Genomic DNA, 15020 nt, shown 5'->3' with positions numbered 1-15020 from the left:
GGGGCGGCTGTCCGGTGAACGTAAGAGGGGTGGTCCGGTCCGGTCAATGAGTGTGCGTCGACTGATGGATACCCCCGGGGGTGGGGGCCTATGGGGCGCCGGGTGGTTCGCCGTCGCTGTCGCCGGTGCGGCAGCGGGGGCAGAGGCAGGGGGGCCAGCGGTGGGAGTCGAGGAGGGTGAGGGGCCCGGGGCCGGAGCGGTAGGTGCGGCGGCGGATGGGGGTGAGTCGTTGTCCGTCGGGGCCGACGCGGTAGATCTCGATGGTCATGCGGGAGGTGCCGGGGGCGGGTGGGGTGCCGGCGTTCATGGGGTGAGGGTTTCGGGTGTGGGGGTGGGGTGGATGTCCAGGGCGTGGTCCTGGCCTTGGCCTTGGTCGGTGTAGTGCCAGGTGTGGCAGCCCGGGTGTCCGGCGTAGAGGGTGCAGGCCTCGTCCTGGGGGGTCGGGCCGGACATGGCGTTGCAGTCGGGGGCGATCCGGAAGGTGTCGGGGCGGTGGCCGTCCGTCCACTGGGCCCATACCTCGCCGTCGTGGGGATCGTCCAACTCCCAGACGAGGTCGTGGTGAGGTCCGGTGGGGTGCTCCTGGAGGAGGCAGCGCAGGGTGGGCTGTACGTTCTGCGGGGCGCTGGAGTCTTGGATCGTGGCGAACATGACGGCGATCAGCTCGAAGGGCACGAGTGCGGTGGCGCCGCAGATGCGGGGGCGGGCGACCGGGCTGGGGGTCGCCGACGGTTGGGGCGTCGGGGTGAGGGCCTGCTTGCGGAGGCGCTGCCGCTCTTGGTCTTGCCAGCGCTGGATGCGTTGCCGGTCCCGGTCCCGGTCCTGGGGGGTTCGGGGGGTGGGGAGGTGGGGCCGGGGCGGTGGGGTTGGGGTGGTGTTCGGCTCTGGGAGGGGTGGGGTTAACAGCCGTGACAGCCAACTGAAGACCAGACGCATGCGGTTCATTTCGTCACCGACTCTCGCTCAGTGCTGGCTACTTGGTCACGCATCCCCCCGGTTGCGGTGCGTGAATAGATGAGCACAACTTGCGGTAGTCTCAGGAGACTTGCAGTCCATCTTGCAAGGATCCGCCCGCCTCTGATTCAGTCGGAGAGCCAAAATGACGAGGTCAAGTACATGACCAACGAAGTGCCCTCGGGGATCTTGCATCCGTATGCGTCATTCGGTTTGGACGTAAGGCAAGTGCGGCTTGCCAGAAAGATGACTCAGAAGGGTCTCGGCCTGGCGACGGGATACTCGGAGGGCCATGTGTCCAAGGTCGAGGCGGGCAAGGTGACTCCCACCATGAAGTTCGCGCTCGGCTGCGACCGGGCGTTCGGTACCGGCGACCTGTTCGCCCGCCAACTGGCCCGAGCGGTGGAGGGGGACTACCCGAGTTGGTTCCTGCCGTACCTGGAACTCGAACGGGAGGCTGCGCACATCCTCGATTTCTCGACCATGCTCATCATGGGGATGCTCCAGACAGCGGAGTATGCGCGGGCGGTGTTCAGGGAGGGCATTCCCCGCGAGGGAGACTTAGAGATCGAGAGCAAGGTCGCGGCACGAGTGGCACGCCGTAGGGTTCTGGACGGGGACCCGGCGCCGTCCCTGTGGCTCGTACTCCATGAGTCCTGTGTCAGGACCGTGGTGGGTGGCCCCGCTGTCATGGAGCAACAGCTCAACTACCTCTCCGAGCAGGGAGCGCTGCCACATGTGACCATCCAGATCCTTCCCTTTCACGAAGGATTGTCCGCGCACCATCTGCCCTTCACTCTCTTGGCGTTCAACGGCAGTCCGACGCTGCTGCACACCGAGTCACCTCAGGGCGGGCGACCGTACGACGACGGCGAGACGGTGACGGCAGCGAGCCGCAAGTACGATCGTCTGAGGGCCGACGCGATGTCACCCGCAAGATCGCTTACCTTCCTTCAGGAACTCGCCGAGGAGTACGCCAATGAGCAACCTGACCGGTTGGATCAAGTCCAGCTACAGCGGGAGCGACGGGGGTCAGTGCGTCGAGTGGGCCCCCGGGTTCGCCCCGTCCGGCGTCATCCCCGTCCGGGACAGCAAGCGCGCTGACGGCCCTGTCCTGATGCTCTCCCTTGGAGCGTTCGCCGGATTGGTGGACCTTGCGCGCAACGCCGATGTCGGCTGAGTAGGTCACCGCTCCTGAAAACCCGTCCGATGCTCTAGCGTCGGGCGTCGTTCCGGTGTCCGGGGTGTCGGCCCGACCATCCGTTCTGGAAAAGCCCAGTTGTCTGGCGCTCGGAGTGTCAGGGAATCTGTGGTGCCCAAGGTGACGGCCTACCATCAGTTGCGGAAGCACGCGCTTCCGGAGGTGGGATCTCTGGCCATGGTCAGTGAGGCAGGAAAGGACATGCTGTGACGAGCACGACCGAACCCCGCAACTGGATCAAGTCTTCCTACAGCAACAACGGTGGTCAGTGCGTCGAGTGGGCCCCCGGGTTCGCCCCGTCCGGCGTAGTCCCCGTCCGGGACAGCAAGCGCGCTGACGGCCCCGTCCTGATGCTCTCCTGCGGGGCGTTCGCCGGTCTGGTGGCGTTGGCCCGCAACGCCGATGTCGGCTGAACCCGTCCGTCTTCCCGAGCCCCGTTCGGTCGCGCAAGGCCGGGCGGGGCTCCGGCGTCAGCCGAGATAGGGCCGCTCACGCCGCTCCAGGAAATGCCGGATCCGGAGTCGCTGCGTATGGTGCATCGGCAATTGGCCGATCTCGTCCGGCTGGACGAACCGCAGCTCGGTGGACTCGTCCGAGATCGCCAGCCGACCGCCGGTCACGCGGGCGGTGAAGCAGACGTTGAACTGTCTGCGCACCTCGCCGTCCGAGTAGGCGATGACGTGCCGTGGATCGGTGTACGTACCCACGAGCCCGGTGACCTCGACGTCCAGCCCCGTTTCCTCCTTCACCTCCCGGACGGCTGTCCCGGGGAGGGAGTCGGTCATCTCCATGCCGCCACCGGGCAGCGCCCAGAGATCATTGTCCCGGCGGCGCTGAAGGAGCAGGCGTCCTTCGTCGTCGGTGACCACGGCGGACGCGGCGACCACCAGAGTGTTCGGCTCCGGTGCGGTTGGGTCGTCGTAGTACTCGGTTCGTGCCATGGTCACCTCTCTGGTCATCCACATGATGGATCGAGCGGGCACAGCCCCCAGCAGGGTTTCCTCCGCTCCGGGGTATCTGGGCCGCTTTCCCGTTCTGGAAAGCGCAGGATCTTGACCGTGATCCTGAGAGGCCGCCAGCATCGGCACAAGGAGTGACCGACGACCGAGGGGATGCCATGGACGGAGCGTTACGGAAGCTCTCCGGTGACCCGGACTGCAAGAACGGCACGTGCCCGACCCTATGGGGCACTGAGGATCGGGAGAACTATGTGGTCCAGGGGTACATCGAGACGGATCCCGGACGGCTGGCGCAGTTGGATCTGCCCGACGGCGAAGCCGCGGTGATCGTCCCCGCCGCAGTGCTGGAGGAGTACTTCCGTGCTCGTGGGTGAGGAGTTCGGCCGTCTTTTCGAGACCTTCGAACGGACCGCGTTCCGGCTGGAGACGCTCGACGTGTACGACGTCGAGGAGGAGCGCGAGGAGATCGCGCGCTTCCTGGCCGGTGAGGACATGGGCCCGGAGTGGGCGGACAATCCTTGGGTGCGGTCGATGACGGACAAGGGCAAGCAGGTCTCGCGAGTCCATGTCCTCAGATCGCCGCTCACGGACTACCTCCGGTACGAACTGTCCGCGTACCCCGGCAACATCAGGGCCGGGGAGGACATCGGCATCATCGACCTGACCGAGCAGGCGGTCACCGACCTCGCCGACCACGACTTCTGGCTCTTCGACGACCGGGACGTGTACCGGATGCACTACACGGACGTCGGCGCGTTCGTGGGCGGTGAGCTGCTGTCGCCGGACAGGCTCACGGAGTACCGCGGGTACCGAGACCGGGCCCTGTCCACCGCCGAGCCCTTCGCTGCGTACTGGGAGCGTCACCGCTGACGGACTCAATCGGCATGGCCTTGCGGGCACTGCGTAACGCGTCCGGACGGACGGGGGACGTGGTGGCCCGTAGGGCTTCCATGTCGGCGGGCAAGCTCTCGAAGATCGAGAACGGCAAGGTCCGGCCGACGGTCCAGGATGTCGACCTGATCCTGACGGCCCTGGGCGTCTCCGATGAGGCGAAGGAACAACTCCTCACCGCTGCTCGGGCGGCGGCCACGGAAGAGACCGCATGGCGTGTCCTGCGACGGATGGGCCCGTGGAAGCATCAGAGGACCATCCGAGCCATTGAGGCCGGCACACAGAAACTCAGGCTGTTTCAGGGACAGCTCATTCCTGGGCTGCTCCAGACCCCGGAGTACGCCTCGGCGGTCTTCAACCTGCCTCCAGCGCTGCCGGAGGAGACGCACACGAAGACAGTCGCCGCCCGGTTGGAGCGCCAAGCCGTACTGCACACCCCTGGGCGGACCTTTCACTTCCTGATCTGTGAACACGTACTGCGCTGGCAGATCGGCGAGCCGGTGGTCATGGCACTGCAACTCGATCGCCTCTTGTCGCTGTCCTGGCTGACCGGAATCCATCTCGGCATCGTGCCGCAGACAGGCAGGAAGCCGGATTTCCCGATGACGTGCTTCAGTCTCCATGACGATCGCCTCGTGATCGTGGAGACATTCCACTCGGAGGTCACCACTCGTGATCCGAGAGATGTGCAACTGTACGCCGACACCTTCGACAGATTCGCCGCGGTCGCCGTTTACGGGGACGAGATGAGAACCCTGGTGGAGCACATCCGGGACGGATTCTTTCGGCAACAGGAAAGAAACTAGAAGGAGTTCCACCCTGAATGGAGGATGGTGCTGGTGCACGACGAGCCACAATGCACCACTCCACCACCAGCAGGAGGATGCGCAGGATGAACACAGCAGTCCAGACGCGGACCCGTGACCCGCGTACGATTCTGAACGCGCTGGAAGAGCGCGTTCCGCACCTCGTGACCGACGTCGGCGTGGCCGACCTGTGGGAACGGGAGGTGCGTCTGCTCCTCCGGGACAGCGTGGCCGTTCGCAGCCTGGCGGAACGCATCCTGGGGCAGGGCATCGCCTACGTTGTCACGGCCATGGAGAACCCCGGCACGGACATGGGTGTCGGGTACACCGTGGACATCGGCGTCCACCAGCTCATCCTCGACACCCCCCTCTACTTCGCCCTGTGCGACGCCCACAACAACGGCCGGTACAAGCACCACGCGCCGTTGATCGAGCGGCGTCGAGACGGGGTCGTGACGCGTACGGCCCAGCTGATGCGCGCGAACGGTTTCGCCGTGGACGACGAACTATGGATGACGGACGCCTCCGACTGCTCACCGTGCAACGACAAGGTCCCCGACAGCCACTGAAGCGGCCCCGCATTCCCAGCCCTCGTCCTCTCCCGGTGTATTCGGGGACGGGGGCGCAGCGCTGCCGCACCTCACCCTCACCCACCAGAAGGACGCTCCATTGCCCGCACGACACGACATCGACAGTGAACGCGAACTCTGGGACACCTTCGCGGAGAGCACGAAGCACAAGGTTTTCGAATCCGACCCCTTGTTCTGCTGGACGCAGTACGCCGGACACGGTCCCGGCCCGGAACTACTGGGCGAGCCGAAAACCGTACTGGAAATCGGGTGCGGTACGGGGCGGGCACTGGCCTATCTCGCACAACTGGGCGTAGCAACGCGGGGATTGGACCTATCCCCGGTCATGACTGAAAACACCACGCAGCGCTGGGGTCCGCTTGGAGCGCAGTTCATCTGCGCCGAAGTGCTGGATCATCTGAAGGCCAGTGAGGATTCCTACGACGCGATCTACTCGATCTTCGGGGCGGTATGGTTCACCGACCCGGCAAAGCTGCTGCCGTTGATCGCGTCCCGCTTGAACCCGGGCGGAGTACTGGCCTTCTCCCACCCGCCGGCCATCCCCGGGGCGTATGGGCCGCAGGGAATGTACAAGGGCGGTTTCGCGGCCAAGGCCATGTATGCGTACCGGTACAGCTACACACCCCGCAGATGGGTGAGCCTCCTGACCAAGGCCGGTTTCAGTGAGACCGAGGCGCGGGTGTGGGAGGCCCCGATCCAGGGACACATCGGCACACTGATCGTCCGTGGGGTGAGGGGGTAGGTGGTCTGGGGGTGGGGTGGGGTCCCTGCTGGATCCTTGCGTTGTTGCGGGCTTGGGAACATCCCCGCATGGGCGGGGGCGACTCGAAGAGGATCAGGTCTCCGGGGCGCAGCTTGGGAAGACCCCTGCATGCGCAGGGCCGACAACTTGGCGTCGTCGATCCGGAATACCCCCGCATGCGCGGGGCCGACTACAGCAGTCGGCCGCGGACGTCGAGGTCGTGGGGAACACCCCCGCACGCGCGGGGCCGACCAGGCCACCCCCACCCAGACCGATATCCAGGCGCGGAACACCCCCGCACGCGCGGGGCCGACTGACCTCCCGTACCACGACCCTGAGCCGACGGAGGAACACCCCCGCACGCGCGGGGCCGACCCTTCCTGACCTGGCCCTCTATCCGCAAACTTCCCCGTTTTCATTCAGTCGGATCGGCCCCACCCCTGATCAACACCCCTCAGCGAATGCCACGAAACCACAAGCACCCGAGGCCCCCGTTCGCCGCCGTCATCTCCGATACCCCAAGCACCCTACCGAGCCGCACGGAACCGCTCGCGTGGTCGGAGAAGGCCCCTGAGCCGGAGGCAACCGCGGCGATCTTCCCGGCGCTGCCCACGCGCCCCCCGAACCGCAGCCCCCCGTATCCGGAATCCGCCACCGCATCTCCCGGACCCGGCAACGTAACGCCTCACCGCACCACAAACGCCGCCCTACCCCCACCCACCCACCCCACCAAGCAAGCGCCCATCGAGCCGCCAACCCTCCAGCCAAACGGCGTATCCTCCTCGCGCCACGCCCCCCTGCGGCAAGCCGAAACCCAACCGCGCAGCCGCCCCCCCGAAGAGGCCCGGAGTCCCCGGACTCCTGTAACTCCCCACAGACCCACCCCCACCCGTGCCACGCGGAGGCATGTTCAACCCCACCCCGCCCTGTCCACACCCACTCACCCTCACCCTCACCCCACTCACCCTCGTCCCACCCCACTCCCCCCACCCCCACCTCCCCCTCACCCCACCTCACCCCCCTCCTCCTCCTCCTCACCCCCTCACCTCACCCCACCTCAGCCCCCCTCCCCCTTCCCCCTCTCCCCCCTCACCCCACCCCCACCGGCACCCCCACCACCCCCGAACAAAGCACCCCAACCCGCTGCGTAGCCCGCGTCAGCGCTACATACAAGTCGCTCACCCCATACACCCCCGGCTCCACCACCAGCACCGAGTCGAACTCCAAGCCCTTCGCCTCGCGTGGGTCCAGGAGGACCACCCGGCGGGTCAGGTCGGGCTCTGTGCCCGCCGTTACTCCCGGGAGCCGCGCCGCCAGGCGCCGATGCAGGCCGCGGGGGGCGATGATCGCCAAGCGGCCCTCCTCCGGGGTCAGTTCCTTCACCGCGTCGCCGATCGCGGACGGGATGTCGTCCACCGTACGTACCCACGGCCGTACCCCCGTCGACCGTACGGAGCTCGGTGGTTCGAAGTCCGGGCGGTCCGCGCGGACGACCGCTGCCGCCATGTCCATGATCTCCGCGGGGGTGCGGTAGTTGACGCCCAGGCGGGTGTGGGTCCAGCGGTCCTCGACGTAGGGGGAGAGGATGTCCGACCAGGAGCCGACGCCGCCGGGGGAGGAGGTCTGGGCCGGGTCCCCTACCAGCGTCATCGAGCGCGTCGGGCTGCGCCGCATCAGCAGGCGCCATGCCATCGGGGACAACTCCTGCGCCTCGTCCACGATGATGTGGCCGAACGCCCAGGTCCGGTCCGCCGCCGCGCGCTCCGCGGCGCTGCGGTGGTCCGCCTCCTCATGGCGTTCCGCGAAGCGTTCCGCGTCGATGATGTCGTGGGCGGAGAGGACCTCGGAGGACTCCGGGTCGTCGTCCTCCTTGTCCTCGAACTCGTATGTGCGGGAGGCGAAGGAGACATCCAGGACGCCCTGCGCGTACGCGATCTGGGTTTCGCGTTCGCGTTCGGCCCGTTCCCGGACGACGCGGTCGTCCTCGCCGAGGAGTTCCGCCGCCTCGTCCAGCAGCGGGACGTCCGCCGTCGTCCACGCGCGGGTCACCGGGCGGCGGATCGCCACGGCGTCGGAGTCGGAGACGTGCCCCTCCGGCGCCGCCAGGAAGTCGGCTACCACGCGGCGGGCGGTCAGGCGGGGCCAGAGAGTGTCCATGGCCGACCAGACCTCCTCGTTCTCGGCGAGGTCGTCCCGGATCTGGGTCAGATCGGCCGCGTCCAGCATGCTGGAGCCGTCGTACGGGTCGGTGCCGATGCGCTCGGCGTACAGCTCGGTCAGGGTGTTGAGGATGTGGCCCTCGAAGTGTTCGCGGGCCGCGTTGTGGGGGAGCCGGGCGGAGCGCGTGCGCTCGCGGGCCACCTTCACCAGGCCGTCGTCCAGCATCAGGATCTCCCGGTCGTGCTCGATCGTGATCACCGGATCGGGGAGTGTCTGCTGGTCGTTCACGAACGTGGCCAGGATCTCCGCCATCGATTCCCTGCCCTTGACCGCCGCGGCCTCGGGGGAGTCGGTCGCCGTCGCTTTCACACCGGGGAAGAGTTCGCCGATCGTCGCCAGCAGTACGCCCGTCTCGCCCAGCGACGGCAGGACCTCGCCGATGTAGCCGAGGAACGCCGGGTTCGGGCCGACGATCAGGACCGCCCGTTTGGCGAGGAGGTCCCGGTGTTCGTAGAGGAGGTAGGCGGCTCGGTGCAGGGCCACCGCTGTCTTTCCGGTGCCGGGTCCTCCCTCCACCACCAGGACCCCGCGGTGCGGGGCGCGGATGATCTCGTCCTGCTCCGCCTGGATGGTCTGGACGATGTCCGCCATCCGGCCCGTGCGCGCCGAGTTCAGGGCGGCCAGCAGGACCGCGTCGCCGGTCGGGTTCTCGTGGCCGGTGCGCTCGTGGTCGGCCAGGTCGAGGATCTCGTCGTGCAGCGCCGTGACCCGGCGGCCGTCGGTGGAGAGGTGGCGTCGGCGGCGCAGGCCCATCGGGGTGTGGCCGGTGGCCAGGTAGAAGGGGCGGGCCACGTCGGCCCGCCAGTCGATCAGGATCGGCGTGTGATCGGGGTCGTCGGCGCGCAGGCCGATCCTGCCGATGTGGTGGGTGGCGCCGCCGGTGAGGTCGATCCGGCCGAAGCACAGGGAGCCGTCCACCGCGTTGAGCGCGGCGAGCAGGCCCGAGCGCTCGGCGACCGCGATGTCCCGCTCCAGCCGGGCCTGCATCGGTTTGTCGCCCTGGGCGAGTGCCTCGTCGACCGACGCCTCGGTGTCGCCGCGCAGGACATCCACCCGGGCGTACAGCCCGTCGATGAATTCCTGCTCGCGGCGCATTTCGACGTCCGGCTCGTCTGGAGATGCGATGTTTGACAATTCAGCTCCCGCCCGGATATACTTCGGCTATTGACTTTCTTGCTTTCTTGTTTCTATCCTCGCGACTTCATGTTCAGATGTGAAGTCGCGAACTCTTGAATATATGCAAAGAAATCCCCCGAGCGCAATTGCTCGGGGGATTTTTTCGGTCGTTCCGCCGGTCGTTCCGGCGGCTGGCCGACGGACGGCCTGCGGATGGCTGGCGAATGGTCGGCGGATGGCCTGCGGCGGACGGCCGAGGATGACGCAGGGAGAGGCTGACGCGGTCGGTCACACCGACGGAGTCACCAGCGCATCCGCCACCTCCTCCCGCAACCGCCGCTTCGGTCGCGCGCCCACCATCGCCTTCACCGGCTCCCCGTCGCGGAACACGATGAACGTCGGCATCGACAGCACCCCGTACCGGTTCGTGGTGGCCGGGTTGTGGTCCACATCCAGCTGGACGACCTTCAGCCGCTCACCCTCCTCCGCCGCCAGCGCGCTCAGCACCGGTGCCATCTGCTTGCACGGCGGGCACCAGTCCGCGGTGAATTCCACCAGCACCGGCAATTCCGCCCCGATCACCTCGTCCGCGAAGTCCGCGTCCGTCACCTCGGGTACCCCCGCCGCTCTGCTCATGGCCGTCCTCCCAGTTCGCATCCCGGTTCCGGACCTCCCGGAACCGCCGCCTCGGCCGCCAGCGCCGCCCGCTCCCGCTCCGCCCGCGCGAGCTGCGCCCCGACCTGCTTCCGTACGGTGGTCAGCTCGCCGATCAGGGTGTCGAGTTCCGCCAGTTTGCGGCGGTAGACCAGGAGGGACGCCGGGCACAGGTCGCCCTCGGGGTGCCCGGCGCGCAGGCACTCCACGAACGGGCGGGTCTCCTCCAGGCCGAAGCCGAAGTCCTGGAGGGTGCGGATCTGCCGCAGCAGCCGCAGATCGCCCTCGTCGTAGGTGCGGTGCCCGTGGGCGTTCCGCCGGGCGGGCAGCAGCCCCCGGGACTCGTAGTACCGGAGCGTCCGGGTGGTGGTCCCGGCCCGCTCCGCCAGCTCGCCGATGCGCATGCCTACGAACGTACGGGTTGACGTCGGGGTCAAGGGAAGCGGCGGGGGCGCCGGGCATGCGAAAGGACCCCGGGCCGGCTGAGTGACGGGGGGAGAGCTCAGCCGGCCGGGGTCCTTGCGGTGGGTGTCCGGTCCCGGTTCAGGCGGGGACGGACACCCTGGGGGAAGCGGGTCGGGCCACGAGCCCGCTTCCCTGTCCTGTGGGTCAGATCCTCGGAGGGATCGTCATCAACATCGGCACCAACATCGGCACCAACATCGGCACCAACATCGGCATCAGCGTGATCATGCCTTGGTCAGGTGCTTGGTGTCGCTCTGCGGCTCCGGCTGCGGCTGCTCCGGCACCGCCGCCGTGTCGTCCGCCGCCGCGGCGGAGCCGCCGTGGCCGTCGTCCAGCAGGGTCTTCTCGTCGAAGGGGAACTGACCGGCGAGCACCTGGTCCACCCGCTCGCGGTCGATCTCCTTGGTCCAGGTGCCGATCAGCACCGTGGCGACCGCGTTGCCCGCGAAGTTGGTCAGGGCGCGGGCCTCGCTCATGAAGCGGTCGATACCGACGATCAGACCGACGCCGTCCACCAGGGCCGGCTTGTGCGACTGGAGGCCACCGGCCAGCGTCGCCAGACCGGCGCCCGTGACACCGGCCGCGCCCTTCGAGGCGACCAGCAGGAACAGCAGCAGCGAGATCTGCTCGCCCATCCCCATCGGCGTACCCAGGGCGTCCGCGATGAACAGGGACGCCATGGTCATGTAGATCATGGTGCCGTCGAGGTTGAAGGAGTAGCCGGTCGGGACCGTGATGCCGACCACCGGCTTGCTGACACCCAGGTGCTCCATCTTCGCGATGAGGCGCGGCAGCGCCGACTCGGAGGACGAGGTGGACAGGATGAGGAGGAACTCCCGGCCCAGGTACTTGAAGAGGGAGAAGATGTTCAGGCCGGAGATGAACTTCAGCAGCGCGCCCAGCACCAGGAAGACGAAGAGGAAGCAGGTCACGTAGAAGCCGAGCATCAGGACGGCCAGGCTCTTCAGCGCGTCCACGCCCGCCGAGCCGGTGACCGCGGCGATCGCGCCGAACGCGCCGATCGGGGCGGCCCACATGATCATGGCCAGGACCCGGAAGACCAGGCGCTGGATGTGCTCGATGCCCCGCAGGATCGGCTGTCCGGCGTCGCCCATCGCCTGGAGCGCGAACCCGGCGAGCAGCGCGATCAGCAGCGTCTGGAGGACCTCGCCCGAGGTGAACGCCGACACGATGGTGGTCGGGATGATCCCGAGCAGGAACTCGGTGGTGTCCTTCGCCTCCGAGTCGACCTGCGCCTGACCGGTCTCCCGGATCGCGTCGGTGACCGCGAGGCCGGTGCCCGGCTCCAGGATGTTGCCGACGACCAGGCCGATGGCCAGCGCCACCAGCGACATGATCACGAAGTAGACCAGGGCGATTCCGCCGACCGCGCCGACCTTGGCGGCCTTGCGGACCGAACCGATGCCCAGCACGATCGTGCAGAAGATGATCGGCGAGATCATCATCTTGATGAGGTTGACGAAGCCGGTTCCGATCGGCTTCAGACCGATGGCGAAGTCGGGTGCGGCCAGGCCCACGGCGATGCCGAGTGCGACGGCGATGATCACCGCGATGTAGAGATAGTGGGTGCGGTCCCGCTTGGCGGCGGGCGCGGGGGGTGCGGCAGGTGCCGTTTCAGGTGTGCGGCTGCTCACGGCTGCCCCTCCTTGACGTCGTCGTCGGCATCACCCGCGTGCGGCTCACGACCGGGCGTTTTGAGGATTGACGTGACTATCTCCTGGGGTGTGAGGCCGGTCACCCTTGCGTTCATTTAGTTCACGCTTAACCGCAGAGGCACACTGTCGTCATGCGCATTCGCTTCCCTCGGCCCCGGAGTCTGGCCGGTCAGCTCTTCGCCATGCAGGCGGTGCTGATCGCCGTGCTCGTCGCCGGATATGCGCTGTTCACCTACGTCAGCGACCGCAGCCAGGCCGAGGACGCGGCCGGGCGCCAGGCGATGGCCGTGGCCCGCGCCGTCGCCGACGCCCCCTCGGTGGCCTCCGCCATCGACACCGCCGACCCCACCGCCGAGCTCCAGCCGTACGCCCTGCGGGTCACCAAGGACGCCGGGATCGACTTCATCACGATCATGAACCCGCAGGGCATCCGCTGGACGCACCCCGACCAGAGCCAGATCGGCAAGCCGTTCCTCGGCCATATCGACGCCGCCCTCCAGGGCGAGTCCTTCACCGAGACCTACACCGGCACCCTCGGCCCCTCCGTCCGCGCGGTCACCCCGATCACCACCCCCGGTGGAGAGGTGATCGGCCTGGTCAGCGCCGGGATACGGGTCGAGGCCATCAGCGCGCGGGTGCAGGACCAGGTCACCGCGCTGATCGGCGTCGCCTCGGGCGCGCTCACACTGGGCGCCATCGGCACCTATGTGGTCAACGCCCGGCTGCGCCGCCACACCCATGGGATGAACGCGGCCGAGCTGAGCCATATGCACGACTACCACCAGGCCGCGCTGCACGCGGTGCGCGAAGGGCTGCTGATGCTGGACGGGCAGTACCGGGTGGCGCTGATCAACGACGGCGGGCGCGAGCTGCTCGGCGTCAGCGGCGAGGTCGTCGGCCGCTCCGTCGCCGATCTCGGGCTGCCCGCCCCGCTGACCGGGGCACTGCTCTCCTCCGAACCCCGGGTCGACGAGGTCCATCTCACCGCCGACCGGGTCCTCGTCATCAACACCTCCCCGGTCTCCGGCGGTGAGCGCCGGGGCTCGGTGGTCACCCTGCGGGACGTCACCGAGCTCCAGTCCCTGATGGGTGAGCTGGACTCGGAGCGCGGCTTCACCCAGGCCCTGCGCTCCCAGGCGCACGAGGCCGCCAACCGGCTGCACACCGTCGTCTCCCTGATCGAACTGGGCCGCGCCGACGAGGCCATCGCCTTCGCCACCGCCGAACTGGAACTCGCCCAGGCCCTCACCGACCAGGTGGTCGCCGCCGTCAGCGAACCCGTCCTCGCCGCCCTGCTGCTGGGCAAGACCGCGCAGGCCAATGAGCGGGGTGTGGAGCTGGAGGTGTCCCGGGAGAGCGGCGGCCTGGACGACGGACTCCTGCCGCGGGCCTTGCCCGCACGCGATCTGGTGACCATCCTGGGCAATCTGATCGACAACGGGGTGGACGCGGCACAGGGCAGCGTCGGCGCCCGGGTGACGGTGGCGGTGTACGCCGAGTCGGGTGACGGGGTGGACAGCGGTGCCGGTGAGGGGGCGGGTGACGGGGCGGGCGCGGGCGGCGTCCCGGACAGCGGTGCCGGGAACGGGGCGTGTGAGGGGGCGGGTGCGGACAGCGGCGCCGGTGGCGGCGCCGGGAGCGGTCCCGGGGCCAGGGGCGAGACCGGGAACGGGGCCGAGCTGGTGCTCAAGGTGTCCGACACCGGTGAGGGCGTCGATCCCGCCCACACCGATCTGGTGTTCCAGCGCGGCTACTCCACCAAGCCCGCCGGTCCCGGTGGGCGGGGCCTGGGTCTCGCCCTGGTCCGCCAGGCGGTGCACCGGCACGAGGGGACGCTGACCGTGACCCAGGCACCGGACGGCGGCGCGCTGTTCGAGGTACGGCTGCCGCTGCGGCCGACGGCGGTACGGGACACGGTGGCAGCGGCAGCACAGGGACAGGAGGGACGGGCATGACCGGCGCGGACAGAGGCGGGGAGCGGCCGATCCGTGTGCTGGTGGTGGAGGACGACCCGGTCGCCGCCGACGCCCATGTCATGTACGTCGGCCGGGTGCCCGGCTTCATCGCCGTCGGCAAGGCGCACACCGGCGCGGAGGCGCGGCGCGCGCTGGAACGCGGGCCGGTCGATCTGCTCCTCCTCGACCTCCACCTCCCCGATGTGCACGGCCTCCAGCTCGCCCGCTCCCTGCGCGCCGCCGGATATCACGCCGATGTGATAGCGGTGACGTCCGCGCGGGATCTGACCGTCGTCCGCGAAGGCGTCTCGCTCGGGGTCGTGCAGTACGTCCTCAAGCCCTTCACCTTCGCCACCCTGCGCGACCGGCTCGTCCGGTACGCGGAATTCCGCGCTTCGGCGGGTGAGGCCAGCGGCCAGGACGAGGTGGACCGCGCCCTCGCCACCCTGCGGGCACCCGGCCCGGCCGCGCTCCCGAAGGGCCTGAGCGGCCCGACCCTGGAGCGCGTCACCGGCGCGCTGCGCACCTGCGAGGAGGGCCTCACCGCGGCCGGGGTCGCCGAGGCGGTCGGGATCTCCCGTATCACCGCCCGGCGCTATCTGGAGCACCTGGTCGACGCGGGGTGCGCGGGCCGCAGCCCGCAGTACGGGCAGGTGGGGCGGCCGGAGCTGGTGTACCGGTGGGTACCGGGCCGCCCCGGCTGAGACCCCCCTGTCAGACCGTTTGCCCGACCCCCGACCCCCGACCCCCGACCCCCGACCCCTGACCCCCGACCCCTGACCCCCGACCCC

The 15020-nt window shown here is 68.7% G+C and carries 16 protein-coding genes and 1 pseudogene; 10 read left to right on the top strand and 7 right to left on the bottom strand.

Annotation, left to right across the window (positions count from 1 at the left end):
• Positions 1-88 precede the first annotated feature (88 nt).
• Together ABZX40_RS36875 and ABZX40_RS36870 are read right to left on the bottom strand one after the other, a co-directional pair.
• Complete coding sequence (locus ABZX40_RS36875; RefSeq protein ID WP_355748929.1) at positions 89-307, bottom strand: hypothetical protein; 219 nt, start codon at positions 305-307, stop codon at positions 89-91.
• Complete coding sequence (locus ABZX40_RS36870) at positions 304-675, bottom strand: hypothetical protein (protein WP_355748927.1); 372 nt, start codon at positions 673-675, stop codon at positions 304-306. The genes ABZX40_RS36875 and ABZX40_RS36870 overlap by 4 nt, the downstream gene beginning before the upstream one ends.
• Positions 676-1014: 339 nt before the next feature.
• On the opposite strand from ABZX40_RS36870, the pseudogene ABZX40_RS36865 reads away from it, so the two are divergent.
• The 3 genes and pseudogenes from ABZX40_RS36865 to ABZX40_RS36855 form a co-directional block, all read left to right on the top strand.
• Positions 1015-1902 (top strand): annotated as a pseudogene (locus ABZX40_RS36865) (helix-turn-helix transcriptional regulator); the annotation flags it as partial.
• A gap of 31 nt (positions 1903-1933) precedes the next feature.
• Entirely contained in the window at positions 1934-2134 is a 201-nt protein-coding gene (locus ABZX40_RS36860) for a DUF397 domain-containing protein (protein ID WP_355748924.1), read from the top strand.
• Positions 2135-2361: 227 nt separating this feature from the next.
• The gene (locus ABZX40_RS36855) at positions 2362-2568 is read left to right on the top strand and encodes a DUF397 domain-containing protein (RefSeq protein ID WP_355748921.1); all 207 of its coding nucleotides are present in this window, start codon (positions 2362-2364) and stop codon (positions 2566-2568) included.
• Between the two features lie 57 nt (positions 2569-2625).
• On the opposite strand, the gene ABZX40_RS36850 is transcribed toward ABZX40_RS36855, so the two are convergent.
• Positions 2626-3096 carry an NUDIX domain-containing protein gene (locus tag ABZX40_RS36850; protein WP_355748918.1) on the bottom strand — a complete coding sequence of 157 codons (471 nt, stop codon included), beginning with the start codon at positions 3094-3096 and terminating at the stop codon, positions 2626-2628.
• Between the two features lie 176 nt (positions 3097-3272).
• Here ABZX40_RS36850 and ABZX40_RS36845 point away from each other — a divergent pair, with 176 nt between their 5' ends.
• The 5 genes from ABZX40_RS36845 to ABZX40_RS36825 all read left to right on the top strand — a co-directional run bounded on the left by ABZX40_RS36845 (position 3273) and on the right by ABZX40_RS36825 (position 6143).
• Entirely contained in the window at positions 3273-3488 is a 216-nt protein-coding gene (locus ABZX40_RS36845) for a hypothetical protein (protein ID WP_355748915.1), read from the top strand.
• Entirely contained in the window at positions 3475-3984 is a 510-nt protein-coding gene (locus tag ABZX40_RS36840; protein ID WP_355748912.1) for a DUF6879 family protein, read from the top strand. Before ABZX40_RS36845 ends, ABZX40_RS36840 begins: the two co-directional genes overlap by 14 nt.
• A 14-nt stretch (positions 3985-3998) precedes the next feature.
• Positions 3999-4811, top strand: a complete 813-nt coding sequence (locus ABZX40_RS36835) for a helix-turn-helix transcriptional regulator (RefSeq protein WP_355748909.1) — start codon at positions 3999-4001, stop codon at positions 4809-4811.
• 86 nt (positions 4812-4897) lie between these two features.
• Positions 4898-5380: a hypothetical protein gene (locus ABZX40_RS36830; protein ID WP_355748906.1), complete on the top strand. Its 483-nt coding sequence runs from the start codon at positions 4898-4900 to the stop codon at positions 5378-5380.
• A 100-nt stretch (positions 5381-5480) separates the two neighbouring features.
• The gene (locus tag ABZX40_RS36825; protein WP_355748903.1) at positions 5481-6143 is read left to right on the top strand and encodes a class I SAM-dependent methyltransferase; all 663 of its coding nucleotides are present in this window, start codon (positions 5481-5483) and stop codon (positions 6141-6143) included.
• Positions 6144-7232: 1089 nt separating this feature from the next.
• Here ABZX40_RS36825 and ABZX40_RS36820 read toward each other — a convergent pair.
• The 4 genes from ABZX40_RS36820 to ABZX40_RS36805 all read right to left on the bottom strand — a co-directional run bounded on the left by ABZX40_RS36820 (position 7233) and on the right by ABZX40_RS36805 (position 12253).
• Positions 7233-9458 (bottom strand): UvrD-helicase domain-containing protein, encoded by a 2226-nt coding sequence (locus ABZX40_RS36820; protein WP_355748900.1) that lies wholly within the window; start codon positions 9456-9458, stop codon positions 7233-7235.
• Positions 9459-9767: 309 nt separating this feature from the next.
• On the bottom strand, positions 9768-10115 hold the full coding sequence (gene trxA, locus ABZX40_RS36815; protein ID WP_355748898.1) for a thioredoxin: 348 nt from the start codon (positions 10113-10115) through the stop codon (positions 9768-9770).
• A complete protein-coding gene (locus ABZX40_RS36810; RefSeq protein WP_355748895.1) occupies positions 10112-10537 on the bottom strand; it encodes a MerR family transcriptional regulator in 426 nt (141 codons plus the stop codon). The genes trxA and ABZX40_RS36810 overlap by 4 nt, the downstream gene beginning before the upstream one ends.
• Before the next feature lie 285 nt (positions 10538-10822).
• Positions 10823-12253: a cation:dicarboxylase symporter family transporter gene (locus tag ABZX40_RS36805; RefSeq protein WP_355748892.1), complete on the bottom strand. Its 1431-nt coding sequence runs from the start codon at positions 12251-12253 to the stop codon at positions 10823-10825.
• A 152-nt stretch (positions 12254-12405) separates the two neighbouring features.
• Here ABZX40_RS36805 and ABZX40_RS36800 point away from each other — a divergent pair, with 152 nt between their 5' ends.
• Both ABZX40_RS36800 and ABZX40_RS36795 read left to right on the top strand, forming a co-directional pair.
• Complete coding sequence (locus ABZX40_RS36800; protein ID WP_355748889.1) at positions 12406-14229, top strand: sensor histidine kinase; 1824 nt, start codon at positions 12406-12408, stop codon at positions 14227-14229.
• Positions 14226-14933, top strand: a complete 708-nt coding sequence (locus ABZX40_RS36795; protein WP_355748887.1) for a response regulator — start codon at positions 14226-14228, stop codon at positions 14931-14933. Before ABZX40_RS36800 ends, ABZX40_RS36795 begins: the two co-directional genes overlap by 4 nt.
• Positions 14934-15020 lie beyond the last annotated feature (87 nt).

The sequence above is a fragment of the Streptomyces sp. NPDC004610 genome, from assembly GCF_040609715.1.
Lineage (GTDB): Bacteria > Actinomycetota > Actinomycetes > Streptomycetales > Streptomycetaceae > Streptomyces.
This window is presented reverse-complemented; position numbering and strand designations above follow the sequence as displayed.